The organism is Paraburkholderia sp. 40 (genome assembly GCF_050434105.1).
GTDB lineage: Bacteria > Pseudomonadota > Gammaproteobacteria > Burkholderiales > Burkholderiaceae > Paraburkholderia > Paraburkholderia tuberum.
Genome location: NZ_JBNPVY010000002.1, coordinates 1,051,677 through 1,077,191, shown reverse-complemented (window position 1 = coordinate 1,077,191; position 25,515 = coordinate 1,051,677). Strand labels below are relative to the sequence as shown.

The window sequence follows — 25,515 nt, the reverse complement described above, 5'->3', positions numbered from 1 at the left end:
CAGGGTGCTCGCATCATGATGAACCGCGCCGCTCAGCTCGTGCTGAAGGTGAACGGCGCGACGCATGTGGTCAGCGCGGCGGCGCAGACACCGCTGCTCTACTTGTTGCGCAATGATCTCGCGCTGAACGGGCCGAAGTTCGGTTGCGGTCTCGGCGAATGCGGCGCCTGCACCGTGCTGCTCGACGGCATGCCGACGCGCGCCTGCGTGACGACCGCCGAAGTCGCGCTGGGCCGCGAGATCACGACGCTCGAAGGGCTCGGCACGCGCACCGCCTTGCATGCGGTGCAGCAGGCGTTCATCGACGAACAGGCCGCGCAATGCGGCTACTGCCTGAACGGCATGATCATGACCGCGAAGGCGCTGCTCGATCGCGATCCGCATCCGACCGTCGCGACGATCCAGCGCGAGCTGTCGCGCAATCTGTGTCGCTGCGGCACGCATGTCGAGATCGTGCGCGCGGTGCAGCGCGCGGCGCAATTGCTCGACGCGCAAACGGACGTGGACGACGGAGCGCGCGTATGACCGGGCCGGACTTCAGCGTCGATCGTCGTGGCGCGACGCCGTCGCGCAGGCAGTTGTACGACGCGCACAGCGTGCTGCTCGTCGCGCGGCCGCCGCATGCACCGGTCAAGGCCGCGTCCGGCCAGCCGGGTTCGCGTTCTTCGTTCGTGCCGACCGAGGCGGATCTGTTTCTGGTCGTGCGAGACGATGGCAGCGTGGTCGCGTTCAACGGTCATGTCGACCTGGGCACCGGCATCGGCACCGCGCTCGCGCAGATCGTCGCGGAAGAACTCGATGTGCCGCTGACGCGTGTATCGATCGTGCTCGGCCATACCGGCGAAGCGCCGAACCAGGGACCGACGATCGCGAGCGCGACGATCCAGATTTCGGCGGTGCCGCTGCGGCAGGCGGCGGCGCAAGCGCGTCAGTATCTGGTCGCGCAAGCGGCCGCGCGCCTGAATGTAGACGCGAACGATCTCGACGTGCAGGACAGCCGCGTGTTTCCACGCGATGGCGACCCGGCGCAGGGCATTCACTATGGCGAGCTGATCAAAGGCCAGCGTGTCGAACTGCTGCTGTCGAACGATGCACCTTTGAAACCGCCGCACGCGTATCGCGTCGTCGGTAAAAGCGCGCCGCGTGTCGACATTCCCGCGAAGGCGACTGGTGAGCTGAGCTTCGTGCACGACGTGCGCGTGCCCGGCATGCTGCATGGACGCGTGGTGCGGCCGCCTTATGCGGGCGTCGCGCAGGGTGAGTTCATCGGGCATAGCCTGCTGGAAGTGAACGAAGCGGCGATTCGCGATTTGCCTGGCATCGTCAAGGTGGTCGTGATTCGCGATTTCGTCGGTATCGTCGCCGAGCGTGAGGAGATTGCGCAACAGGCGGCGCAGCGGCTCGACGTGCGATGGAAAACGGTCGATGGCCTGCCGCCGCTCGACACGAGCGAGCAGGTCGAAGCGGCGTTGCGCGCGAATCCGGCGACGCGGCGCGATCTGGTGATCGAAGGCGACGTGGATGCGGCGCTCGCGCAAGACCCGTCGCGCACGTTGGAACGCACTTACGTGTGGCCGTTCCAGATGCACGCATCGATCGGCCCGTCGTGCGCGGTCGCGGACTATCGCAACGGAGACGGCGACGACACGCAGCTGAAAATCTGGTCCGGCACGCAGAACCCGCATTCGCTGCGCGCCGACCTCGCGTTATTGCTGACACTCGACGAAGCGCGCATCGACATCGTGCGGATGGATGCGGCGGGCTGCTACGGACGCAATTGCGCGGACGACGTCGCCGCCGACGCCGCGCTGCTGTCGCGCGCGGTCGGCGCGCCGGTGCGCGTGCAGCTCTCGCGCGAGGACGAACACGCGTGGGAACCGAAGGGCGCCGCGCAACTGATGGACGTGCGCGGCGCGCTCACCGCCGAAGGCGAACTGGCCGCCTACGACTTTGCGACGCGCTATCCGTCGAACGACGCCCCCACGCTCGCGCTGCTGCTGACCGGCACGATTCCCGCGCAGCCGCAGGTGTTCGAGATGGGCGACCGCACGGCCGTGCCGCCGTACGACTATCGCAGCATGCGCATCGTCTGCGACGACACGCCGCCGATCGTGCGCGCCGCGTGGCTGCGCGGTGTGTCCGCGTTGCCGAACACGTTCGCGCACGAGTCGTTCATCGACGAACTGGCCGAGCAGGCCGGCGTCGATCCGGTCGAATTCCGCCTCGCGCATCTGACCGATCCGCGCGCGATCGACCTCGTCAAGGCGGTCGCGGCGAAAGCCGGGTGGGAACCGCGCGAACCCGCGTTCAGAACGCGCGGCGAGGACGACGAAGACGGCAATATCGCGCGCGGCCGCGGCATCGCGTACGCGCGCTACGTGCACAGCAAATTCCCGGGATTCGGCGCCGCATGGTCCGCGTGGGTCGCCGACGTCGAAGTCAATCGCAACAGCGGCGAACTGGCGGTCACGCGCGTCGTGGTCGGCCAGGACACCGGCACGATGGTCAATCCCGATGGCGTGCGTCACCAGATTCACGGCAACGTGATCCAGACGACGAGCCGCGCGCTGAAGGAGCAGGTCAGGTTCGGCGACAACGCGGTGACGAGCCAGGAGTGGGGCGCGTATCCGATCCTGACGTTCCGCGAAGTGCCGGTGATCGACGTCGTGATGATGCCGCGCCACGGCGAGCCGCCGATGGGCGCGGGCGAGTCGGCGTCGCTGCCCGGCGCGGCCGCCATCGCCAATGCGCTGTACGACGCGACGGGGGTGCGTTTCCGTCGCCCGCCGTTCACGCCGGAAAAGATCCGCGCCGCGCTCGCCGACGCGCAGGCGGAAGACGCGGCGGCGGCGCGCAGGAAAAAGCGCTGGCGGCGCGGCTTTTTCGGCTTGTTGGCCGCGGGCGTGGTCGGCTGGCTTGGTGCGCTGTCGTTCGCATCGGTTTCCAGCGTGCCGCTTGCGCCGATCACGCCGCCGCTCGCGAGCGCGTTCGCGCCGGAACTGATCGCGCGCGGCAAGCTGCTCGCGTCGCTCGGTAATTGCGCGGTTTGCCATACCGCCCACAACGGCGTGCCGAACGCCGGCGGCAAGCCGCTCGCGACCCCGTTCGGCATCGTCTACAGCACCAACCTCACGCCCGACGGCCAGACCGGGATCGGCCACTGGTCGCTCGAAGCGTTCGTGCGCGCGATGCGGCACGGCATCAGCCGTGACGGTCATCGGCTGTATCCGGCGTTTCCGTACACGTCTTTCCAGAACATTTCCGATGACGATCTGCACGCGCTCTACGCGTATCTGATCTCGCAAACGCCGGTGCGCAGCCGGCCGCCCGAAACGAAGCTCGCGTTTCCTTTCAGCGTGCGTCCGCTGATGGCTGCATGGAACGGCCTGTTTCTTGGCCGCACCGCGTTTGCCGCCAACCCCGCGCAGAGCGCGCAATGGAATCGCGGCGCGTATCTGGTGAATGGCCTTGGCCATTGCAGCGCGTGCCACACGCCGCGCAACGCGTTCGGCGCCGAGAAAACCGGCGCGGCGTTCATGGGCGGAGGCAGCGCCGAGGGCTGGGAAGCGCCCGCGCTGTCGGCGTTGTCGAATGCGCCGGTGCCATGGAGCGAGGACGAACTGTTCCGCTATCTGCGCGACGGTCACGCGCCGTTGCACGGCGTCGCGGCCGGGCCGATGGCGCCGGTGATCGGCGATCTCGCGGCGCTGCCCGACAGCGATATCCGCGCGATGGCCGTCTATCTCGCGTCGCTCAATCCGCTGGAACCGAACGCCGATCCGGCCGCGACCGCGCGCGAATACGAGCGGGCCAGCGCGATGACGGGCGCGCCGGTCACGGCGGGTGCGCGGCTTTTCGACGGCGCGTGCGCCGCGTGCCATCACGCGGGCAGCGGACCTCAGTTGTTCGGCGCACGTCCGTCGCTTGCGCTGAACACGAACCTGCACGGCGCGACGCCGGACAACCTGATTCGCGTGATTCTCGACGGCATCGGCTCGCCTGCGCGGCCCGAACTCGGTACGATGCCGGCTTACCGCGACAGTTTCAACGACGCCCAGGTCGCCGAGCTCGTGTCGTTCCTGCGCGCGCAGTTCGCGGGCGGCAAGCCGGCATGGCAGGACGTCGCCGCGAACGTGGCCAGAATCCGCGCGGAACCGCGCGAGCAATGAGCCGCCAGCCGTCGTCCGAAGGTGCGCAGGTCCGCGCGCTTGCACGTCCGCACGTTCGCATGTCTGACTAAAACCACCATTCCTTCTGATAACGGAGAAACGCATGACCACGCGCGCAGGATGGATCTCTCGCCTCATGGTGTCGACCGTGTGCTCGTTTGCCGCGCTCAGCGCGAGCGCACAGCAGACCATCAAGATCGGTGAGATCAATAGCTACAAGGCGCAGCCCGCCTTTCTCGGGCCTTACAAGCAAGGCTGGAATCTCGCACTCGAGCAGGTGAACGCGGCGGGTGGCGTGCTCGGCAAGCAGCTCGAAGTTATTTCGCGCGACGACAGCGGCAACCCCGGCGACACGATCCGCGTCGCCCAGGAACTGATCGCGCGCGAGCAGGTGCAGCTGCTGTTCGGCGGCTTCCTGTCGAACACCGGCCTCGCGCTCGCCGACTTCGCGAAGCAGAAGAAGATCTTCTTCCTCGCGGCCGAACCGCTGACCGACAAGATCGTCTGGGCCGATGGCAATAAATACACGTACCGTCTGCGTCCTTCGACCTACATGCAGGTCGCTATGCTGGTGCCCGAGGCCGCGAAGCTGAAGAAGAAGCGCTGGGCGATCGTGTATCCGAACTACGAGTACGGGCAATCGGCGGTGGCGACCTTCAAGAAGCTGCTGACGGCCGCGCAGCCGGACGTGCAGTTCGTCGTCGAACAGGCGACGCCGCTCGGCAACGTCGACGCGGGCGCCGTGACCCAGGCGATCGCCGACGCGAAGCCCGACGCGATCTTTAACGTGCTGTTTGGCGCCGACCTCGGCAAGTTCGTGCGCGAGGGCAATACGCGCGGGCTCTTCAAGGACCGCGCTGTGGTGTCGCTGCTGACCGGCGAGCCCGACTACCTCGATCCGCTCGGCGCCGAAGCGCCGACCGGCTGGATCGTGACCGGCTACCCGTGGTATTCGATCGATACGGCCGCGAACAAGCAGTTCGTCGACACGTATCAGGCGAAATATCACGACTATCCGCGGCTGGGCTCGGTGGTCGGCTATTCAGCGCTGATGTCGATCGCGGACGGCATCAAGAAGGCGGGTTCGACCGATCCGGACAAACTCGCCGCCGCGTTCAAGGGGCTCAACGTGCAGACGCCATTCGGCCCGATCATGTACCGCGCGCAGGACAATCAGTCGACGATGGGCGCGTATGTCGGCGTGACCGGCGTGAAGGACGGCAAGGGTGTGATGACGTCGTACCGCTATGTGGATGGCGCGAGCGTGCAGCCATCGGACGCCGAGGTGAAGAAACTGCGCCCGGCGGATTGAGGACGTGGCGCGCGGCGGTCCGTCGTGACTGCCGCGCAATGGCCGCGCGAGTGTTGGTGAATGCACGTCCGCAGCGGTTTTTGCCACGAGCGGGCGGCTTTGAAAACGGCGGTTGGCGTCGGCGAAACCTACTCTTCCGCGTCGTGCTCCGTGACGAAGCGCTTCAGATAAGCGAGCACGGCCGCTTCCATCGCGCGATGATCGGCGGTGTTTTTCGAGCCCGCGTTTTCTTCATCGCCGAACAGTGTGGACGGCGCGTTGTGCACGTCCACTTCCTGCCCCTCGCGGAACACGCGAATTTCGTGGACGTCTTCGACGTACTCGGCGATCCAGTGCACGCCCTCGATATGTGTGCCAGCGCGAACCGTAACTATCTTCATGGCTGTCTCCATGCAAGGCGGCCGATTTGAGTTAGCGCTTCGGCGCTTACTCCCGTCCCATGTCCACAACCATACGCCGTCCCGCCGACGCACGCGAGTCCCGCCGCGCAACCGCCGCCGGACCATGGCGCGGATGGGCGCTCCGGCACGCTCGTTGCTCAATGATAGAGACTCACCCACAACCGGAGAACCGTCATGCCAGAGCAGAAAACCTTGAAGCGTGCCGAGGCCGATAAACGCGCCGGCAAATCAGCGAGTACTCAAGCGGGAGAGTTCGTCAAGGAACAGGTGGACAAGGTCCGCGCCGGCAAGCACGGCGTGCGCTCGCCGAAGCAGGCGATCGCGATCGGGCTGTCCGAGGCGCGGCGCGCGGGCGTCGACGTAAAGCCGCCGAAGAAGGGCGCCACGAGCGAGGCGACCCGCAAGAAAGCGCAGAAGGACAGCGCGGCGGGCAAGCACGAAGGCGCCGCGAAGAAGAGTGCGAGCAAGGAGTCGAGCGCGAAACGCTCGCGTGTGTCGGAGAGCGTGCTCAAGCGCGAGAGCACGGCCGGGGCGTCGTCGGCGGCGATGTCGAAGCAGGCGAAGTCGGCGGCGGCCAAGCGGCCAGCCGCGAGCCGCTCGGCCGCAGCCAAAAAGGCCGCTGCGACGAAGGGCGCGGCTGGACGCTCCGCTGCCGCGAAAAAGGCCGCGCAAACGCGGGCGTCGCGCGCGCATCACTGAGCTTGCGGCTCGCAAAGCGGCAGCAATAAAAAAGAGCGGCGCACGCATGCGCGTGCCGCCGCTCTTTCGTCGTCGCCTGGTGGCGCGCTTGCGCGCCTTTTTACTGCACCGTCGCCAGCACCTCGCCAACGATGCGGAAGAGCCGCGCGATCTGCTCTTCGTCGATGATCAGCGGCGGCGAGAACGCGAGGATGTCGCCGGTGAAACGGATCAGCACGCCTGCCTCGAAGCATTTGACGAACGCCTCGTAGGCGCGCGCGCCCGGCGCTCCGTCGCGCGATTCGAGCTCGATGCCCGCGACGAGGCCGAGGTTGCGCACGTCCTTCACGTGCTTCGCGCTGCGCAGCCCATGCGCGCCGGCTTCGAACGTCGGCGCGAGGCTGGCCGCGCGCTCGAACAGCTGATCGCGGCGGTACAGATCGAGCGTCGCGATCGCGGCCGCGGCAGCCGCCGGATGCGCCGAGTACGTGTAGCCGTGAAACAGCTCGATCGCGCCCGGCGCGCCGCTACCCACGACCGTGTCGTGGATCGTGCGGCTCGCCGCGACCGCGCCCATCGGAATCGACGCGTTGTTGATCGCCTTCGCCAGCGTGATCAGGTCCGGCGTGACGCCGAAGTGTTCGCTCGCGGTCGCCTTGCCGAGGCGGCCAAAGCCCGTGATCACCTCGTCGAAGATCAGCAGGATGCCGTGCTTCGTGCAGATCTCGCGCAGCTTCTGCAGATAGCCTTGCGGCGGAACCAGCACGCCGGTCGAGCCGGCCACCGGTTCGACGATCACCGCGGCGATCGTCGAAGCGTCGTGCAGCGCGACGATGCGCTCCAGCTCCTCTGCCAGATGCGCGCCCCATGCGGGCTGGCCCTTCGAGAACGCGTTGTGTTCGAGGTTGTGCGTGTGCGGCAGATGATCGACCGCCGGCAACAGCGCCCCCGAAAACGTCTTGCGATTCGGCGCGATACCGCCGACCGAAATCCCGCCGAAACCGACGCCGTGATAGCCGCGCTCGCGGCCGATCAGACGCGTGCGCTGGCCTTCGCCGCGCGCGCGATGGTAGGCGAGCGCGATTTTCAGCGCGGTGTCGACCGATTCGGAGCCCGAGTTCGTGAAGAAGATGCGATCGAGCCCTTCCGGCATCAGCTCGGCAACCTTCTTCGCCGCTTCGAACGCAAGCGGGTGGCCCATCTGGAAGGTCGGCGCGAAGTCGAGCGTCGACAGCTGCTGCGTGATCGCGGCGATGATTTCATCGCGGCCATGGCCGGCGTTCACGCACCACAGCCCGGCGCAACCGTCGAGAATCTCGCGCCCGTCGGTGCTTCGGTAGTACATGCCCTTCGCCGATTCCAGCAGGCGCGGCGCGGCCTTGAACTGGCGGTTGGCGGTGAAGGGCATCCAGAAGGACGACAGATCGTCGATGACGGGGCGCGAAGTCATGGCATCTCCTCGAAGTGGCGCGGTTGGGGCTTTAAGCGTAGCCAAACTGTAGCCCTCGCGGTTTAATGGCGGCATAAACAGTTGACCAAGTGTGGTGTCAACTGTGCTGGTGGATTCGCGCGAACTGTTCCGGTAGGCGAGCGGTCCGCGGTCCGTCTTTTTGCCCCTCGTTTTTCGCCCGAAACATGATCGAACTGGACCTTCAACGCGACCGGCGCGCGGCGCCGACGCTCGTCGAACAGGTCGTGCAGAGCTTCGCGCGCGCGATCGACTCGCAATCGCTGCGCGCCGGCGCACTGCTGCCGTCGGTGCGGCAGCTTGCCCAAAGCCACGCGCTGAGCACCTTCACCGTGACCGAGGCGTACAACCGGCTCGTGTCGATGGGCCTCGTGGTCGCGCGGCGCGGCTCCGGCTATCGGGTGGCGGCGCGCTCGCCGTCCACGCGGGCGGCTGTCGCCGACTGGACGCCGCCGAGCCTGACCGCGACATGGCTGCTCTCCGACGTGTTCGCCGATCACTCGGTGCCGATCAAGGCGGGCTGCGGCTGGCTGCCGAGCGAATGGACCAACGAGAGCGGCCTGCAGCACTCGTTGCGCGCGCTGAGCCGGGTGCCGGCCGCGCGCCTCGGCGACTATGGCCATCCGTACGGCTTCGCGCCGCTGCGCGAGCGCATCGCCGAACAACTCGACCGGCGCGGGCTGCCCGTCGACGTCGCGAACGTGCTGCTCACGCAGGGCGCGACGCAGGGGCTCGATCTGATCGTACGCACGCTGCTGCGCGCGGGCGATGCGGTGATCGTCGAAGATCCCGGCTACTGCAATCTGCTGCAGATCCTGAAGCTCGCCGGGCTGCTCGTGTATGGCGTGCCGCGCACGCCGGCCGGCGTCGATACGGACGTTCTCGCAACGCTGGTCGCCCGGCACAAGCCGAAGGCGATCTTCGTCAACACCACGCTCCAGAATCCGACCGGCGCGACCTTCGGCATGTCGGCCGCGTTCCGCTTGCTGCAGATCGCCGAGCGCGAGCGCATCTGGGTGATCGAGGACGACGTGAGCCGCGAACTCGCGCCGGCCGGCGCGCCGCTACTGGCGGCGATGGAAGGCTTGCAGCGCGTGTTGCACGTCGGTGGCTTTTCGAAGACGGTGACGCCGTCGCTGCGCTGCGGCTATGTGGTGGCCGAGCAGGCGGTGCTGCGCGAACTCGCGCGCACGAAGATGGCGGTGGGGCTGACGTCGTCGGAAACGATCGAGCGGATCGTCGACAAGGTGCTGGTGGAAGGGCGTTACGCGCGCCACGTCGAGATGGTCAACGAACGGCTCAAGCTCGCGCACGTGGCACTCGAAGAACGGCTGGACGCGCTCGGGCTCGAGGTGTTTCACCGGCCGCGCGCGGGGCTCTTCATGCTGGCGCGTCTGCCGATCGAAGCGGAGCGCGCCGCCGAGGTCGCGACCGCCGCGCTCGCGCACGGCATCTGGCTCGCACCGGGCTCCTACTTCCGTCCCGACGACGCGCCGAGCGCGTGGTTCCGCTTCAACGCGCCGTATTCGAGCGACGACGCGTTGTGGCGCTTCATCGAGCGGGTCGGGCAGGGGGCGTGGTAGACCGCGGCGGCGCGCGTCGAAAGCTCAGCCGCCGTGCCCGAACAGCTTCAGCGCGATCGGATACAGCGACGCGACCAGCAGCAGCGCCATCGCGATGTTGAAGACGCGCAGCCGCTTCGGGTTCGACAGCACCTCGCGCATCGCGGTGCCGAAACCGGCCCACACGCAGATGCACGGAAAGCCGATCACATAGAACACCGCAGCCATCGCGACGGCGTTCATGCCGAAGCTGTTGCTCAGGTGAATCGTCGTCGCGGCGGTCAGCACCATCATCCATGCCTTCGGATTGACCCACTGAAACGCGATCGCCTCGTGAAAGCGCATCGGGCGACGCTCGCCGTTCCTGAGCTTCAGTTCGCCCGACGTGCCGATTTTCCACGCCAGATACAGCAGATAAGCGACGCTGACGACTTCGAGCACCGTGTACAGCACGGGGAAATGCACGAACGCCTCGCCGAGGCCGATGCCGACCGACAACATCAACAGCACCACGCCGACGCTGATGCCGGACAGATGGGGCAGCGTGCGGCGAAAGCCGAAATTGACGCCCGACGCGAGCAGCATCGTGTTGTTCGGACCGGGCGTGATCGAGGTGACGAGCGCGAACAGGATGCCGGCGGGCAGCGCGCTGAGAGTGACGAAAGACATGAGGGCTCCGGTGTCGCCAACAGAAAACGGTGAGGCTCATTCTAGCGACAGGTGCCGGTACAGTACCTGTACGGTTTTGAAAATGATGTCCGGTACGGATCGATGATGACCTGATTGGCCGGAAAGCGTCGCCACGCATAAGACGGCATTAGAGTTGAGATTCCCGCCGCTTTAAATGAGATTTCCGACAATTTAAATGAGATTGCAATCGTGCGACGAATTTCCGCTTGCACGATATTTGATGATTCGGAAAATGCTGTGTGAGAATCGATCACGCGAATACGGCACAGTGAGGTGATCATGCAGCAAGGCAAAATGGCAGAGCGCTTCGATTCACCTGCAGACCCCGAATGGTCAGGCGTAGCAATATCTAGGGAGGAGTGGATTAAAGATCCTGATGCGGCGTTTGAATTTTGGATCACACATTCTCTCTCGAGTGGTGACCGTGAATTTGCTCGGAATTCGATTGCGATGTACGGATCAATGTTGCGTGCGTTTCAAAGATTCCTCAGTGAGTGTTGTCCGAAGCAAAATGTATTGACCGTCAACGCTGATCAGATAAGGCGGTTTCTGGAAAGTTTGGAAGGCCGTGGACGTACTCCTCCACGCAGAGGGCGGGAGAAAAAACCTCCTCAAGCAACAATAGTTCAGCGGGAGCGCCTTGCTCAATTGGACCGCCTACTGCGGAAGACCGAGACGGGCGTCCCGGTTCGGGCAGGCTATCTACTGGCGACGTCCAACAGTTACATAAGCTACTGTGGGAAGGTCCTTTGTGGGACGTTGTGCGGGGAGGAGCGCACTGCGCGCGACACGGGCGGGTTTCGCGTCGCACGGATGCGAGGGCTTGACGTGATAGTCGCCGTGCTTCGCCGCGAGGCGAGCGCCCGACTCATTTCCCGTCTTGGGCAGCGCGTTCGCCGGCCTCGTGCGGGCCGCTTCTCCAGCCGGAGTGTCGCGTCCCGATCCGGCATGCTCGCGGCTGTCGGCGCGCCTCCCTTGGATTGCTGATCAGGAGTTGAAATGGAACTGGCAACCAAACGCAACCACGCAAGTGCGAAAGCCGACCTGCGAGCACTTGTGAATGGACAGTACGCTGGCGACGCGAATGCCTTGATCGAGAAGATCGCGGCAGACCTGCTCGCTGGTGTATCCGCAGGTGCAGCGGTGAAGTCGGGCGCCGGAAAGACGGCAGGCCTGACCAGCCAGTCCGCCCGCCGCGAGATTGCCGCGCGGCTGGCTGAGTGGCTGATCCGGGACACCGGTCGCGGTGGTATGGATCAGCCGTCTTGGCTGCCAGTTGCCAAATGGAGTCCTGAGGAGGTGATCGAGCGAACCGGGATGTCAAAGAGCACGCTCTACCGCGGTGACCACGCCCTGTTCTACAGCGTGGTGCCGCCCGGCAAGAAGAATGGCCGCGCGTATCCCGCATGGCAATTCACGGCGGACGTGCCCTCGCATCTGCCGCATCTGCTCGAGATTCTCCGCAGTAATTCACGGATGCAGGTCAACACCTTCTTTATGTCCGAGCATGAGTCGCTGAATGAACTGTCGGCTGCTGAAGTCCTCGCGGGAATGCCGTTTGAGGACCGACGGAGTGTGACGCCCGCACAGGCCCGGATGCTGTCGCTTCCGGTCAAGGTGCGGCTCGACAGGATCGTTGCGCTGGCGAGGATGGAGGTGGCTGACCTGGATTGAGCAACAGAAATCCAATGTCAGAACACAAAAAATCAGAATTGGAACGGTTGCTGCGGCTGGACGAAAAGGTCCCGGCTACAGCCCAGATCCTGCATGCGCTAGGGAAGCAGCACTACACCTACGAAGTCAATCGCGTTTTTGTGCGTGCCGTCACCAACCCGAAGTATGTAGCAACGGCGTCGCCGTTTGTGCCGGGCCGTTTCGGTCCGCCCCCCCGAAACGGCCGGCGGCGATCAGCGGCTTCCGTTCACTTGGCGGTATCTCGGCATGGATAGCCTGGTAGCAGCGTGGGAAGGCCGGCTGGTCCTGAACAATCGCGGTCCGGGAACGGGCTTCCATATCACAGCCCGGGCAGAGGAAGGGGGACCGCTAGCATATGTGAAATTTACGCGGCCGCTCTTGCTGTGGAACCTCGGTGAGGTCCATAGCAGCCGGCTCGGCTTTCATGACGCAATCTCTGACGGCGACTACGCGGCATGCCAGCTGTTTGGCCAGAGGATTCGCGAGGCGATGCTGACGATGCCTCCCGAGGAGCAGCCTGATGGCTTCGTCTATCCGTCCCGGCGCGTGAAAGGTTCTCCCGCGCTAGCGCTTGCGGATTGGGCGGCCAAAGAGCTGTTCGCGAGCGCCGAGGTGGTGATCACGCGATTCGTCGACTCCGAGATCTACGCCCGTTTTCGCGAGGACGATATGCGCACTGAGCCACCCGCTCGCGACGCTCCGTAAGGCCAAGGCTATCGCCGCGCGCGACTATTATGGCCGAATTAGCGTGACCCCGACGGAGCACGGACGTCATTTCAACGCCGCGCGGCGCGACTAGCCGTTATCGGGAAACGAGCATGGTCATTACCGACCGCCGTTTGCGTGCGCTTTTCTTGAATATGAAGGTCTCCTCAGGGGCCGAGAAGAGACTTTAACGACGTCGCGCCTCCCCTTCGAACTTGCTGGCGCGTGATCGGTGTTGACTCATCCAATCTTCGACAGATAGAGAGAAAACAATTTACCGATGTGAAAATTTGCTTCTCCGAAAGCAACCTCCGAGCGCTCCATGCTGGCGACAGCGGATTCGAGCATCTCCACTCCAAGCTCCGCACGCATCGCTCTAGCGATCTCCGAGCGCGCAGCATTGATCGGCCTGTCAAGGGCTTTGCCCGCCTCAGTCGGATGGGCATACCACCCTCTGCCTTGATGTGCCCGGTTGACGTTCAACCAGTTGTTTGTTGCAGAGACTATTGATGAGTCGGGCGGCGGTGGGACGAGCAATGCCCTATATGCGGCAACGCGACTGCTCGGACACCATGGGGATTCGAGTACTACCCGCAGGACAAATCCCTGCGCCGGTGTAGCGAGATCACTAAATTGTTGAGGCGACACGTACGTTGATCAACAGGAATTAGCCTTGCTCTGTGATGGATACGAAGCGCGATGCTATGGGCTGAATGTCCGGTCGGTCGAGCCGGTCGACTTGGGGTCATCGCACACATGGTTCGAGAACTGACAACGCAACGATATGAACGAAATATCGGCGAACAAAACTCGTTCGCATCTCCTGCGGACAGGGGCGACCGCACGATCGCGTCGCCACGCCACCAAAAAACGTCCGTGAATCATTTTGTGAGCGGCTTCGTGGCAAGCAGCGTTGAGGAGCTCCCGGCAACTAATGATGTTCGTTTTTAAGTGGCCGAATCACGGCGGTGGTCGAAGCATCGAGTTCTGTGTTCTTCCGAATCCCGAGGAGGGCACCGATGCCTAGCAGTGCAGGGATCGCAAATACGATGAAATTTTGAAAGAATGGTAGCCCCATCCCGAGAATCAGGCCCCCTAGCAGCGGCCCTATCATCGCGCCGAGCTTTCCTGCTGCCGATGAATAGCTTACGGCCGTCGCCCTTATCTCCGCGGGGTACGCTTTTGCCACAAAGGACGCGACGATAGAAAGGGTTCCGATTGTCGACGCGCCGGCAAGAAGCAGCATCATCGATAGAAAGGGCTGCGGCGGCTTGGTGCCGAGCAATACCAACGACGCTGCTGCACAGATCAGGAATCCGATCACCGTTTCCCGAGTTCCAAAGCGATCTGACAGCCAGCCTCCAAGGACGCTACCGAGGACTGCGCCGGCATTTAGCAGCATAAGAAACGATAGACTTGACACAAGGGGATAGCCGCCGCTCACCATCAATTTCGGTAGCCAGGTATTCAGCGCGTAGGCCAAGAGCATGCAGGCTGCGGACACCAGCCAGATCAGTAGAGTACGGTCGAAACGGTCGTCACTGAACAGCGACGAAACAGAGGTCATCATGGCAGGAGAAGTCTTTAACGCTGCCGCACTCGTGGTATCCCCGCTGAGGTGAACGGTGGGATCAATTCTCCTGAGAGTCTCAATGGCCCTATCCAAGCGCCCGGTCGACAGCAGGAAAGAAACTGATTCTGGCAGGGTGCGGTACATAAATGGCAAGGTAACCAGCGGAATTGTGGCGAAGTAAAGCGTCGGCCTCCATCCCACACTAGGGATTGCAAAGATTGCGACCGCCGCAGAAACCATTCCGCCGATCGCATAGAAGGCCATGACCGCTGTGACCGAAATCCCCCGGCGCCTCTCGGGCGATAGCTCATCGACAAGTGCAACAGCGTTGGGGATTGCTCCGCCAAGTCCGATGCCTGTCAAGAGACGCAGCAGGCCAAAGACTGAAGGTCTCGGTGCAAATGCACTAAGGCACGACATGGCACTAAATAGAATCGTACAGAGAAGCAGCACAAACCGTCGGCCGAACCTGTCAGCTAACGGGCCCATAGCAAGTGCACCGACCAACATTCCGGCCAATGCCATGCTGCCAAGCGTTCCTGTTTCCACTGCGTTCAGGTGCCACTCCTTCATTAAGGTTGGAACAAGGGCTCCAAAGATGACAAGATCATATCCGTCGAATAGCACAATGAATGCACACCACGCCAGCAGCACGAAGTGAAATTTCCCCAGCCGCGCGTTAGCAACAATCTGCCGCAGCGATTGACTCTGCATTTCTATCTCCTTTTCGATTTATTGACACCTGGAAGGCTGGGCGCTCAATATGCAGAAGGCTCTCGAACCTGTGCGTAATTTCACCGCCAACACCTGACTTCAACTTCTAGCAAGCTGGACGTGACCTGTCCTTTCCGCGTCTTTTCGTCATTAACAATAACGACCCCTATAAGGAGCCAAGCAGCGGGCATCACTGCAGGATGACCGCGCTCGGTACCGCGGCCGAGCTCGACGCTGCAAAGAGATTGACTGACCGAATTGATTAACTGCTCACCGGTGTACGGAGCCCGGCTTCATAGTTCTCGCTGAGAATTCGTCGAACAGCCAAGGAGGGACTGTCGCTGGCGATATCGACGTAAGCTCTCGGCACTTCAGACTGGCGCTGCCACTGCATTTCAATAACGGCTCTGTCTTCTTCAAAAGTCTCGGAGGTTGACGCGATCTTGGCGTCGAGCAGTTCACCCGAAGTGTTCTTCCGATCTATTCCAACTGACCAGAAGTAATGGCTGGTGGTCTCTGTTTCTGGAGTAATGGCCTGGAAACTGTGCCCGCGATATCCTGATCTGCCGTGCTCAAGGTCGCCGGGGTCGCTATCTGCTGGCACAGCGCCTGTATGGATCATCACGACTCCAGGGTTGCATCGCGTTATTTGCCATCGATCTACAGGCCCTTCAAATGAACTAATTATCCGATAAGCCGGCGGGAGCGAAACTCCGCGCATCCATCTCAATACTTGAACCTCATTGCCTTCTCGTTTCCACTGAACTTCGGCTGTCGAATGACGTTCCTCATCTCCCCCGATTGTGGACTTGTGGACGTATCCGACATGGGTAAGATCCAGGAGGTTGTCGTAGATCAGCTCCTGAGGAGCGCGGTAATAGACATGCCTTCCGGCCCAGTGCCAGTCTGTCGAGTTATGCCAAGAAAACCGCACAATCGCCCGAGGATCAGCCAACGCTTCATCCCCTGTCCAGACCCAGATTATTCCGTCTTGCTCGACAGTAGGGAAGGCTCTTATTTTCGCGGCCCTCGGGATTTTGTTCTGCCCTGGAATCTTGATACAGAGGCCATCAGCTCCGTACATTAGCCCGTGATAGCCGCACCGGATCACGCCATTGGTTAATTCGCCCTTGGAAAGAGGATAGCCCCGATGACAGCATTGATCGAGGAGGGTGGTGATCGCGGCATCCGTCGGTCGGTAAAGAACGATAGGCAATCCGGCCACCTTCCGACTAAGCAGGTCTCTGCTTGTCAGTTCGGTGCTCCATCCCGCCATATACCAGTTGTTGACATCCAGCATACCGATCTCCGAGGTCCATACAGATAGTTGGGTGAATTAACGCGTCGAAATTGGTTCGGAAAAATAGCGAACGCCGCCGAGTTTGCGCATACATTGATACATTTATTGCTTTCGATTTACGTCATGAGGATGTTCCGGTCATTTTTAAAAGAAGTGCCTAATGCCAGCCATCATGCCAGTTTGCGATTTCCCGGGAGCCGGTGTGTTATTGCCGCCGACGCTCACCGTGTACTGGGCGTTTCCGCTGTTGATTAAATGCGCAGCCTGAACGTAAAGCGTGGTTGCCTTCGAAAGGCTATAAAGAATACGGACCACGCCCATTGACGCGCTACGTTGCTGGTCCGTGTTTATGACTCGTCCGATTTGACCATCCAACGTAAAGGACGGGGTTAACATATAGCTGAGACCACCGTAATAAATGTTCGATGTGACGGACGTGGACGCGGACACTTGGCGGTGAATCCAGCCTGCGACGACCTTTGCATTCCCGAAGCGTGCAAAGGCGCTCAGATAGGCTCGCCAGTCTTTGTCAGACGAGTTGGACAGTTTGATTGGGGCTGCACCGTTGAAGAACGACGTAGCTGCCGACGGGTCCCCGCCACTTTGCGCGTCGTATCCAGCGGCGACCCCGAAACTCTTCCATGCATACTCCGCGTATGCAGACCAATCGCGGCACGAAGACGGCGATCCGGGCGCTTGACCGGCACAACCGCCAACTGCGTCCCGCCCGAACGAGTATGTGGCGCCTATGCTGAGACCCGAGAACGAGCCCTTGTAGCTGATTGAGTTGTCCGCGCGGGCATTTGGTAGATACGCGTCGAAGGCCGCCAAACCGTAGATGTTCGGCCCCATCAGTTCGGTGTCTGCAAGTGCATTGAGTGTCATCGTCCATTGACGGCCGAAGGTTAGGGTGCCGTACCGACTGGACAATCCGACGTAGGCTTGGCGCCCGAATTCCCGACCGCCTTGGCCGATCGTCCCGTTGCCGACCGTGAAACCGTTTTCGAGCGTAAAAACCACCTTGTAACCATTCCCCAGCCCTTCGTCGCCCTTTAGTCCCCAACGCGACGTGTACGTTCCTGTATTGATCGGCATTCGAACTACGGAGTTACCCTTGAGGTCAGCGTTCGTCAGATACTCAATCCCGGTGTCCATGATTCCGTATAGGGTTACGCTTCCAGCGAACGCATTACCAGCTGATGCGCCGAGGAACAAAGCTGCACATGCCAATTTCTTCACGATCGTCTCCAACCCAGATATTTGTAATATTTTTATTTAGCTATGCTTACGAGTCTCGCCTGCTTGCCGAGCCCAATTTTCGGGTCTCCGTAGTCAGACGCCGCATACGAGAGGCGAATTGAATGTAGCAAAAGGACTCAGAAAATGAAAGTGAATTCACATTCTTTTGTCGTCGTGGTAAACACCCAGCACCCAACCTGGCCGTTCGCGGCAACCCTGCCGGGGCAGTGACGGACGCCACCTGGCGGGGAAAAGCGGGACCGTCCCTGGCGCGCCCCTCGCTGGACTGCGCGGGCGAGCATGGGTGACCGCTAGCGGATTACCCTAGGTTGGCTTTAAGAAAATGAATTCACTTTCATTTTCAGCGCGGCTTTGCTACAGTAGTGCCATGAGAACGAGCTAAATAGGGTGAGTCCATGGAGACATTGCAGGTCCGTCGGGCAGGCGCAAAGCGCACCAGAACCGAGGCGGCGATCAAAGATGCGGCGCGGCGTGTGCTGGCGCGCGACGGGTACGTGAACGCAAAAATTACTGATATTGCGGAAGAAGCGGGCAAGGCCATCGGCTCCTTCTATCAGTACTTCAAGAACAAGGAGGAGTTGCTGCTTGCGCTTGCCGAAGAGTTCAGGATCGCGCTGCGTGACAACATCAACCCTCCGGACGTGCACGAGGACCCGTTCGAGAATTTCCGCGAGATGCTACTGTCGTTTTGGAGGGTCTATCGTGAACACGGCGTGGTGGCGGTCGCCGTTTTCCAGGCTTCGATGGTGAACGAGTCGTTCGCCGCAATCTGGCGTGAGATTCGCGCGGAGGGTGTCCGTGTTAGTAGCACGCGTATTCGCCTCGCGCAGCGGCTGGGATATTGCACAGGTGTCGACCCTGAGATTGCGGGCTCCTGTTTGTGCTCCATGATTGAGTTCACTTGCTACAACTGGGTTGTGGCCAATGGCGACCTTCAAATGCTCGGTCGAGACGTGAATGACGACGTGCTGACGGACACCCTGACAAAGATGGTGGTCGGCGCCATCCGCTGGCGCGAAGAGCCCACCAAGCCCTGACATTGCCTCAATTTGCAGTTACGGATGCCTGTCGGCAGGGTGGCGCTCGTCTATACGCCGCGCCATTGGCTCGGCAGAAAATATACTAAATGGAGACAGCAGCGATGGTCCACGTTTCCCATACCAGTGACGGATTGTTCAATCTCCCGCACTGTGAGCGAATGCTCGATCCTCATCCCGTGTACAAGGAGCTGGCAGCCAGGGGTCCGGTTGTCCGCGCTCGAAACGCCGTTGGCACGGAGATCTATCTCGTCACCCATTGGGCCGAAGGTTTGGCTGCGTTGAATGACCCGCGCATTGCGAAGGGGTCGCAATATATGCAACTGGCGCTCGCAAAGACTGGCAAGAGCGGCCCGAGTTCTGGCTTTCCCATCTCCGGTACGCAAGCCGGAAATCTGCTCAACACGGACGCGCCTGAACATACGCGGTTGCGATCGCTTGTGAATCTCGCTTTCTCGCCCCGGCGGCTAGAAGCGCTGCGCGTGATGATCGAAAAACTGGTCGATGACCTCATCAACGGGATGCGTGGACGGGACGCCGCTGACCTGATCGCCGATTTCGCCTATCCCATTGGTATCACGGTCATTTGCACGATGTTGGGAGTGCCGGAAGAACGCCGAGCGGATTTCCGGCAGTGGGCGGCATGGGCTATGACCCCCGGTCACAGTGAACAAGACAAAGGTATCTCCCTGCTTCAGGATTATCTTGCGCGGCTGATCGAGACCAAGCGCGCAGCCGTTGCGCCGGGAGCATCGCCCGACGAACAATCGGACCTGCTGTCGGCGATGATTGCTCTACGCAATGCGAAGGACGCGCTGAGCGACGACGAGATTCGGAGCATGGCATACCTGCTACTCATCGCCGGGCACGAAACGACCGTCGGCCTGATCGGCAACACGCTGCTGCACTTGTTGCGCAACCCGGAGCAAATGGCCCTGCTCCGTGCTGAATCAGCCCTTGTCAAACAGGCCGTAGAAGAGACGCTGCGCTATGACGGATCCGTGCATCGGACGACGTTTCGCGTCACGGTCGAGGACGTGACCATCGGCGATACCACGATTCCTCGCGGCAGCTTCGTTCAGGTACTCATCGCCGCATTGAATCGCGATGCCGCCCGATTTGAGGATCCGGATCGCTTCGATATCATGCGCTCTATCAAGCAGCACACCGCATTCGGCCATGGTCCGCACTTTTGTCTTGGCTCTCATCTCGCCCGAATGGAAGCGCAGATTGCGGTCGGTCGTATCGTTAAGGCATTCCCGCAGATGACGCTCGCGTGCGCCCCGGAGGATATACCCTGGGTGAGCACCGTGATTCGCGGTGCGCAGTCGATGCCGGTCAGTCTCAGTGGCGCGACGTCGGTCCTCCAATCACAATAGGAGAGGAATCGATGGAAACCTACTTCAACCTTGTAAGCGGCGCGAGCGCGAGCGCGTCGGACGTCTATGACGTAAAAGATCCCGCCACATTGGATATCGTTGCTCGGGCGCCGGTGTCCACCATTGACGACCTTGACGCGGCGGTTGCTGCAGCCAACGCCGCGGCGCGCGGAAGCTGGGCCAACGACTTGCCGGCACGTAAGGCAATGCTGGCGCAATGTGCGCACAGGATCGAAGTCTGCAGTGCCGAACTCGCGCATGTTCTCAGTCGCGAGCAAGGTAAGCCATTGGCGGCCGCCAAGGGGGAGATCGCAACGTCGGTGCGGCTGCTAACGTACTACGCGCAAAAGGATCAGCGCAGGGAAACGTTACGTCAACGATCGTCCGAGTATGTCGACGTCGTGCGCGCACCCATTGGCACGGTGGGACTGATCGTCCCGTGGAACTATCCTATCGCGATCCTGATGATGAAGCTTGCGCCCGCCCTTTGGGCCGGGAACACGGTCGTGATCAAGCCGGCGCCATCGACGCCTCTCACGACATTGATGCTTTGCGCGCGGCTTGCGGACATTCTGCCTGCCGGTGTGATAAATACAGTCACTGGCGAAGGCGATATCGGCCAAGCACTTGTCGAACATGCTGGTATTCTTAAGGTCTCCTTCACGGGTTCTACGCAGACCGGCATTCGCGTAATGGAAAGCTCCGCACCGATGCTAAAGCGTTTGACGCTGGAACTTGGCGGGAACGACGCGGCGATCGTCTGTCGCGATGCCAATGTGGCGGACATCGCCCCAAAGATCTTTAACAACGCATTTGCGAACGCCGGGCAGCTGTGCTGCGCGATCAAGCGGCTGTATGTTCACCGGAGCATATTTGATCCGATGCTTGAGCGCCTTATAGAAATTGCACGGCACTGGCGCGTAGGACCGGGGCTTAATTGGGATACGCAGATGGGGCCGCTGAACAACCGGGCTCAACGCGATCATGTTCGCGCACTGCTTGACGATGCCGTGGCGCAAGGAGGCACGATTCATGTAGGAGGCGAGCCGCTCGACGGCTACGCCGGACATTTCCTGAAACCAGCAATTGTTTCGGACGTCAGCGACGCGACCCGAATAGTGAAGGAGGAGCAATTCGGACCCGCTCTTCCTGTATTGCCTTTCGACACGGTCGACGAAGCCATCTATCGAGCGAACGCTTCTGAGTTTGGCCTTGGTGGCTCTGTCTGGTCGACCGACGTAAGCGCCGCTGTCGACGCGGCATCCAGATTGGAGGCGGTGAATCTTTATGTGAATCAGCATGCTGTACCGCCCGATCCCGAATTGCCATTCGGCGGAATGAAGGCAAGCGGATTTGGTTATGAGCTGGGCGAGTGGGGTTGCGACGATTTCAGCATTCGCAAGGTCCTCAACGTAAATGCGGGAGTCGAGTGATGCGAAAAATGCGTGCCGCCTTGCTCGAGTCGACGGGGAGCCGCCTCAAGATCGTCGACGATGTGGAGATCGATGATCCGAACGTTGGCGAAGTGCTTGTCCGGATCCGTCACTGTGGCGTGTGCCATTCGGACCTTAGCATCGTCGACGGATCGATGCCATATCCATTGCCGGCCATTCTTGGACATGAAGCAGCGGGTACGGTCGAGGCACTTGGCCGCGGCGTGGACGATCTCAGGATCGGCGATCGAGTGGTCTTGTCGATGAGGCCACCTTGTGGCCGATGCGAGTTCTGCTTGCGCGATCAGCCAGTGCTTTGCAAAGCCACGGCGAGCCCTGCAACAGCCAACACGGTCATCGCCTCGCGCCTGCGCCGCAAAGGCGTGCCGGTTACGCAGGGATTGCGCTTGGGCGCGTTTGCCGAGTATGCGCTGATCGACAGGGCTGGTGTCGTGCCGGTGCCGGACAGCGTCCCGTTGAGTGAGGCGGCGGTGGTCGGATGTGCAGTACAGACCGGACTCGGGTCGGTGTTCAACATCGCCGGGGTCGACGCAGGGGAAACCGCCGCTGTCATCGGACTGGGCGGAATCGGCCTGTCCACTGTCCAGGGTCTGAGACTCGCCGGCGTCAAGACTGCGATAGGCATTGATCCACACCAGGCACGGCGCGACAAGGCCCTGACCATGGGCGTTAACGCGGTATTCGACAGTGACGATGAAGCACTGTCGGCTGGCGCCTTACCTTGCCTCGAGAACGAGGGTTTTGACTACGTTTTTGATTGTGTCTGTGCACCTGGCACGATGCAGACGGCCGCGCGCCTCGTCAGGAAGGGCGGTCAGATTGTCCTGATTGGTGTGGCACAGGTCGGAACGACTGTCGCTGTGCCAGCGCTGGACGTCGTACTGAAGCAGCTGACTATCAAGGGCTCCTTCCTCGGCAATTCCCATCCGCAGCGCGACATGACTCGATATCTGGACCTGCGCTGCGATAACAGGCTGGATCTGACGGGGCTAGTGACGAGAGAGCGTCCGTTGGAGGAGATCAACGAGGCGTTCGATGACATGCGTAACGGCGTAGGAATTCGAACCGTATTGAGTGTATAGCAAGGTGAGACGATGAATCTTTGTCTGACGTCCTCGGTGACGAGAGCAGCTCGAATCAACCCCGACGGTTGGGCGATAACTGGCCCCAACAAGGTATCGTGGAAGACATTCGCGGACCGCGTCAATTCTGTTGCGCATGCTTTGCCGGCCTTTGGCGTCCGTCCCGGCGATCGGGTCGCACTGCTGTCGCTCAATCGACCAGAGTTTCTTGAGGCACAGTATGCGATCTGGGCGGCTGGAGCGGTTTTAGTTCCGATTAACCACAGGCTTGCCGAATTTGAAATTATCGAAATCCTGAATGATGCACAAGTAAGTTGCATGATGTTTGACGAGGACCATGCTGCAGTCGTGCGCGAAGTCGTCACATCGGTGGAGAGCTTGAAGTCGTTGATCGCCTTGGAGGAGTCGAAGGTGTTGTCATTGGCGGCCTTTAACGTTCCAGTTGCATTACTCGCACTGTTGCGCCGCATGGAACCCGCGACCCGCGGAGTTCCGACACAGGTTAGTGATGAATCGACTGCGGCGATTTTCTATACCGGTGGGACGACGGGGCGACCCAAGGGCGTCATGCTGTCGCACAAGTCATTCGCCGTGCAGGCCTTGGTGATGGCGAATGCGCTTCGGTTTCAGGCCGACAGCGTCTATCTGCATGCCACGCCAATGTTCCACCTTGCGGATTTCGGAATTGGATTGGCGTTGACAGTTGCGGCCGGTGCGCACGCGTTCTTGCCGCGGTTCGATCCAGGCCAGGCGATCGAGCGAATGGCGGAAGTCGGCGTGACGGAGGTCAATCTCGTCCCGACGATGCTCGCGACCCTGCTGGATCAGCTCACTGCCGCTCAAGCGTCAGTGCTCGTGAACATTCGTACCGTCGCCTACGGAGGCTCGTCGATCGCAGCACCGCTCCTGCAGCGGCTGATGCAGGCCATGCCGAGAGCTCGCTTCCAGCAATTCTACGGAATGACCGAGCTGTGCGGCGCCTGCACGACGCTACCGCCCGAGCGCCATGTGATGGATGGCCCGCTAGCAGGGGAGCTTCAAAGTGCTGGTCAGGCATTGCCGATGACGGAGATTGAGGTGCGTGGTGTCGATGACGTACCGCTGGAATCTGGGCAGCCCGGTGAAATCGTCGTGCGTGGTCCGCAAATGATGCAGGGTTACTGGCGCAACATTGCCGCGACAGAAGCGGTGCTTCGCGACGGCTGGCTGTACACCGGTGACGTGGGGTCGATCGACCGCAATGGATTCGTGACGATCGTCGACCGCATCAAGGACATGATCGTGACCGGCGGCGAAAACGTTTATTCGGCCGAAGTCGAGAGCGTGCTGACGAGCCATCTGGGTGTTGCAGCATGCGCGGTCATCGGGCTGCCGGACCCCAAATGGGGCGAACGGGTCCACGCGGTTGTCGTCAAGCGTCCAGATATCGAGCTTTCGGAAGACGACCTGGATGCGCATTGCCGCGCGCGGATCGCGGGATACAAGCGGCCCCGGAGCTATGAGATTCGCGACGAACACTTGCCGGTGAGCGGTGCAGGAAAAGTCCGCAAGGCGCAACTGAGGGAAGAGGCTCTGACAAAGTCCTTCTGAAGCCGCTAGCGCGGCGTAACCCATCGATTCGAATTCGGTTGCCTTGCGGTCCCGCGAGGCGAGGGGAATGTTTTTGCCATGAAAACCGCAGTCTCGACCTGACGGCGCGCCACTGGCGCCGCGCGCTCCTGGGCGGCACCGACAGGTGGCGAACGCAAGAGCGGATTTTACTTCAATCCTGAACAAAGTGCCTTGCTGTGCATGGCACGGGGAGCCTTTAAGTCTCATGACACACGACGCTTATATTTTCGACGCGGTGCGTTCACCGCGAGGGCGCGGCAAGAAGGACGGTGGCCTGCACACCCTGTCACCGATCGAACTGGCCAGCGAAGTACTGAAAGCCATCCCGGCTCGCCACGCGGGATTCAACAGCGAGAAGGTAGAAGACGTGATCTTCGGTTGCGCCGAGGCCGTCAACGATCAGGGCGCGAACCTCGCGCGCTCGGCTGCCCTCTACGCAGGTTACGCCGATTCGGTCGCTGGAAGTACCGTCGCGCGATTCTGCGGCTCCGGTCTTGAAGCATTGAATATCGCATCGTGCAAGGTTATGGCCGGTCAAGGCGATCTCTTCGTCGCAGGCGGTATCGAAATGATGTCACTCGTCCCGATGCTTTCGACGGGTGGCCCCACTGTGAGCGATACATTCTTCAACGACAGATCGTGGGCGACGCCGCAGGGCGTATCGGCCGACCTGATCGCCACGATCGAGGGCTTCAGTCGCGACGATGTCGATGCATGGGCGGCGCAATCGCATCGACGTGCGGCGAAGGCAGTGGCGGAAGGGGCATTCGATCGGTCGATCGCACCGATTCACGACAGCAATGGAACGCTGATGCTCGATCGCGACGAGCTCATCCGCCCGGAAACAACCGTTGGAAGTCTCGCAATGCTCAAGCCGTCCTTCGAGAGGGCGGCTGACGCCGGCTACGACATCACGATTCGCCGCCGCTACCCGCACCTTGACCGCCTGCTGCACGTCCACCACGCGGGCAATTCTTCGGGAATCGCAGACGGCGCTTCGGCGCTCCTGATCGGGAACCTTGCTTCCGCAGAAGCGCTGGGCATCAGGCCGCGAGCCAGGATTCGCGCCATTGCGCAGGTCGGAATCGAGCCGTGCATCATGCTGACCGGGCCTGTTGAAGCCAGTCGACGGGCGCTCGCGCGCTGCGGATTGAGCTTCAAGGATGTCGACCTGTTTGAGGTGAATGAAGCGTTTGCCTCGGTCGTCCTTTACTTCAACCGGCACGCAGGGGTCGATCCGGACATCGTCAACGCAAACGGCGGCGCCATCGCGCTGGGGCACCCGATCGGCGCAACGGGCGGCATGCTCGTCGGCACGCTGCTTGATGAACTGGAGCGTCGCGATGCGCGCTTTGGTGTTGCAACCATGTGCACTGGATTGGGCATGGCAGTCGCAACGGTAATCGAAAGAATCTGACCGAGGAC

General features: G+C 61.6%; 21 protein-coding genes. 14 read left to right on the top strand and 7 right to left on the bottom strand.

What is annotated here, in order from left to right:
- Positions 1-18 precede the first annotated feature (18 nt).
- The 3 genes from OKW28_RS06150 to OKW28_RS06140 all read left to right on the top strand — a co-directional run bounded on the left by OKW28_RS06150 (position 19) and on the right by OKW28_RS06140 (position 5,481).
- Positions 19-525, top strand: a complete 507-nt coding sequence (locus tag OKW28_RS06150) for a (2Fe-2S)-binding protein (RefSeq protein ID WP_429446866.1) — start codon at positions 19-21, stop codon at positions 523-525.
- The gene (locus tag OKW28_RS06145; RefSeq protein ID WP_429444211.1) at positions 522-4,169 is read left to right on the top strand and encodes a molybdopterin cofactor-binding domain-containing protein; all 3,648 of its coding nucleotides are present in this window, start codon (positions 522-524) and stop codon (positions 4,167-4,169) included. The genes OKW28_RS06150 and OKW28_RS06145 overlap by 4 nt, the downstream gene beginning before the upstream one ends.
- Positions 4,170-4,272: 103 nt before the next feature.
- The gene (locus OKW28_RS06140; protein ID WP_429444210.1) at positions 4,273-5,481 is read left to right on the top strand and encodes an ABC transporter substrate-binding protein; all 1,209 of its coding nucleotides are present in this window, start codon (positions 4,273-4,275) and stop codon (positions 5,479-5,481) included.
- A gap of 128 nt (positions 5,482-5,609) precedes the next feature.
- On the opposite strand, the gene OKW28_RS06135 is transcribed toward OKW28_RS06140, so the two are convergent.
- Positions 5,610-5,861: a hypothetical protein gene (locus tag OKW28_RS06135; protein WP_018423554.1), complete on the bottom strand. Its 252-nt coding sequence runs from the start codon at positions 5,859-5,861 to the stop codon at positions 5,610-5,612.
- 195 nt (positions 5,862-6,056) lie between these two features.
- Here OKW28_RS06135 and OKW28_RS06130 point away from each other — a divergent pair, with 195 nt between their 5' ends.
- Positions 6,057-6,581, top strand: a complete 525-nt coding sequence (locus OKW28_RS06130) for a DUF6496 domain-containing protein (RefSeq protein ID WP_429444209.1) — start codon at positions 6,057-6,059, stop codon at positions 6,579-6,581.
- Positions 6,582-6,681: 100 nt separating this feature from the next.
- Here OKW28_RS06130 and OKW28_RS06125 read toward each other — a convergent pair whose 3' ends face one another.
- Entirely contained in the window at positions 6,682-8,010 is a 1,329-nt protein-coding gene (locus OKW28_RS06125) for an aspartate aminotransferase family protein (protein WP_429444208.1), read from the bottom strand.
- Positions 8,011-8,195: 185 nt separating this feature from the next.
- Here OKW28_RS06125 and OKW28_RS06120 point away from each other — a divergent pair, with 185 nt between their 5' ends.
- The gene (locus OKW28_RS06120; protein ID WP_429444207.1) at positions 8,196-9,611 is read left to right on the top strand and encodes a PLP-dependent aminotransferase family protein; all 1,416 of its coding nucleotides are present in this window, start codon (positions 8,196-8,198) and stop codon (positions 9,609-9,611) included.
- Positions 9,612-9,635: 24 nt separating this feature from the next.
- Here the strand turns inward: OKW28_RS06120 and OKW28_RS06115 are convergent, their stop codons facing one another.
- Positions 9,636-10,259, bottom strand: coding sequence for a LysE family translocator (locus tag OKW28_RS06115; protein WP_429444206.1), 624 nt, complete (start codon positions 10,257-10,259; stop codon positions 9,636-9,638).
- Positions 10,260-10,559: 300 nt separating this feature from the next.
- Here OKW28_RS06115 and OKW28_RS06110 point away from each other — a divergent pair, with 300 nt between their 5' ends.
- From OKW28_RS06110 to OKW28_RS06100, 3 genes are all read left to right on the top strand, one after another.
- Complete coding sequence (locus tag OKW28_RS06110; protein ID WP_429444205.1) at positions 10,560-11,267, top strand: site-specific integrase; 708 nt, start codon at positions 10,560-10,562, stop codon at positions 11,265-11,267.
- Between the two features lie 12 nt (positions 11,268-11,279).
- Positions 11,280-11,954 (top strand): hypothetical protein, encoded by a 675-nt coding sequence (locus tag OKW28_RS06105; RefSeq protein WP_429444204.1) that lies wholly within the window; start codon positions 11,280-11,282, stop codon positions 11,952-11,954.
- Positions 11,955-12,221: 267 nt separating this feature from the next.
- On the top strand, positions 12,222-12,680 hold the full coding sequence (locus OKW28_RS06100; protein WP_429444203.1) for an RES domain-containing protein: 459 nt from the start codon (positions 12,222-12,224) through the stop codon (positions 12,678-12,680).
- 240 nt (positions 12,681-12,920) lie between these two features.
- Here the strand turns inward: OKW28_RS06100 and OKW28_RS06095 are convergent, their stop codons facing one another.
- The 4 genes from OKW28_RS06095 to OKW28_RS06080 form a co-directional block, all read right to left on the bottom strand.
- Positions 12,921-13,163 carry a hypothetical protein gene (locus tag OKW28_RS06095; RefSeq protein WP_429444202.1) on the bottom strand — a complete coding sequence of 81 codons (243 nt, stop codon included), beginning with the start codon at positions 13,161-13,163 and terminating at the stop codon, positions 12,921-12,923.
- 448 nt (positions 13,164-13,611) lie between these two features.
- Entirely contained in the window at positions 13,612-14,967 is a 1,356-nt protein-coding gene (locus OKW28_RS06090; protein ID WP_429444201.1) for an MFS transporter, read from the bottom strand.
- Between the two features lie 262 nt (positions 14,968-15,229).
- On the bottom strand, positions 15,230-16,267 hold the full coding sequence (locus OKW28_RS06085; protein ID WP_429444200.1) for a Rieske 2Fe-2S domain-containing protein: 1,038 nt from the start codon (positions 16,265-16,267) through the stop codon (positions 15,230-15,232).
- A 144-nt stretch (positions 16,268-16,411) separates the two neighbouring features.
- Positions 16,412-17,506, bottom strand: a complete 1,095-nt coding sequence (locus OKW28_RS06080; protein WP_429444199.1) for a porin — start codon at positions 17,504-17,506, stop codon at positions 16,412-16,414.
- A 416-nt stretch (positions 17,507-17,922) separates the two neighbouring features.
- Between OKW28_RS06080 and OKW28_RS06075 the strand changes: the two genes are divergently transcribed.
- The 6 genes from OKW28_RS06075 (at position 17,923) to OKW28_RS06050 (ending at position 25,507) form a co-directional block, all read left to right on the top strand.
- A complete protein-coding gene (locus tag OKW28_RS06075) occupies positions 17,923-18,564 on the top strand; it encodes a TetR/AcrR family transcriptional regulator (RefSeq protein ID WP_429444198.1) in 642 nt (213 codons plus the stop codon).
- 104 nt (positions 18,565-18,668) lie between these two features.
- On the top strand, positions 18,669-19,943 hold the full coding sequence (locus OKW28_RS06070) for a cytochrome P450 family protein (RefSeq protein WP_429444197.1): 1,275 nt from the start codon (positions 18,669-18,671) through the stop codon (positions 19,941-19,943).
- A gap of 11 nt (positions 19,944-19,954) precedes the next feature.
- A complete protein-coding gene (locus OKW28_RS06065; protein ID WP_429444196.1) occupies positions 19,955-21,376 on the top strand; it encodes an aldehyde dehydrogenase family protein in 1,422 nt (473 codons plus the stop codon).
- A complete protein-coding gene (locus OKW28_RS06060) occupies positions 21,376-22,479 on the top strand; it encodes an alcohol dehydrogenase catalytic domain-containing protein (protein WP_429444195.1) in 1,104 nt (367 codons plus the stop codon). Before OKW28_RS06065 ends, OKW28_RS06060 begins: the two co-directional genes overlap by 1 nt.
- A gap of 12 nt (positions 22,480-22,491) precedes the next feature.
- Positions 22,492-24,069, top strand: coding sequence for a class I adenylate-forming enzyme family protein (locus OKW28_RS06055; RefSeq protein ID WP_429444194.1), 1,578 nt, complete (start codon positions 22,492-22,494; stop codon positions 24,067-24,069).
- Positions 24,070-24,295: 226 nt separating this feature from the next.
- Positions 24,296-25,507, top strand: a complete 1,212-nt coding sequence (locus OKW28_RS06050) for an acetyl-CoA C-acetyltransferase (RefSeq protein ID WP_429444193.1) — start codon at positions 24,296-24,298, stop codon at positions 25,505-25,507.
- The last annotated feature ends 8 nt before the right edge of the window (positions 25,508-25,515 follow it).